Source organism: Alcanivorax sp. HI0044 (assembly GCF_001634945.1).
Genome location: NZ_LWEZ01001203.1, coordinates 1 through 920 on the forward strand (window position 1 = coordinate 1; position 920 = coordinate 920).

Consider the following 920-nt stretch of genomic DNA (forward strand, 5'->3'; position numbering starts at 1 on the left):
AATGTCCAAGGACGCCTTGATATTGTCGGGGATCTCCTTGAGGTCCCTCTCATTTTCTTCCGGAATCAATACAGTCTTGATTCCGCCGCGATGGGCAGCCAACAACTTTTCCTTGAGGCCACCAATCGGCAGCACCTGCCCACGCAGGGTAATTTCACCGGTCATGGCCACATCCGCACGCACCGGAATACCGGTCAACACCGACACCATGGCCGTACACATTCCGATACCTGCACTGGGGCCATCTTTTGGCGTTGCCCCTTCCGGCACATGCATGTGCAGGTCGTTGCGATCCAGTGCCCGGCGGCGAATGCCCAGGGTGCCTGCACGGCTTTTCACTACCGTCCACGCAGCCTGGATAGATTCCTGCATTACATCACCCAGTGAGCCGGTAGAAATCACCCGCCCCTTGCCTGGCGTGGAAACACTTTCAATGGTGAGCAGCTCACCGCCCACAGACGTCCATGCAAGGCCGGTTACCTGACCGATCTGATCCTGTTCTTCAGCACGACCAAAGCTGAACTTGCGCACACCGAGATAATGCTCAACCAGCTCTTCACTCATGGTGACCGTTTCCGTTTCATCGGTGAGCAAATGTTCTTTCACCACCTTGCGGCAAATCTTGCTGATTTCACGCTCCAGCCCACGCACGCCAGCCTCCCGGCTGTAATGGCGAACGATGTACCGTAACACGGCTTCATCAAATAACAGCTCATCTTTTTTCAGGCCGTTGTTTTTGATTTGCTTGGGGATCAGGTACTGCAGCGCAATATTGACCTTCTCTTCCTCGGTATAACCGGGAAGACGAATCACTTCCATGCGGTCCAGCAACGGGGCCGGAATATTCATGGAATTGGACGTACAGATGAACAGGGTTTCAGAGAGATTGTAGTCCACTTCCAGATAGTGATCGCTGAACG

Annotated in this window: 1 protein-coding gene; it reads right to left on the reverse strand. The window is 54.0% G+C overall.

The features are described 5' to 3' along the window. Positions 1–920 (reverse strand): S16 family serine protease (locus A3730_RS16485; protein ID WP_304439505.1); only part of this gene is annotated, 920 nt, incomplete at both ends.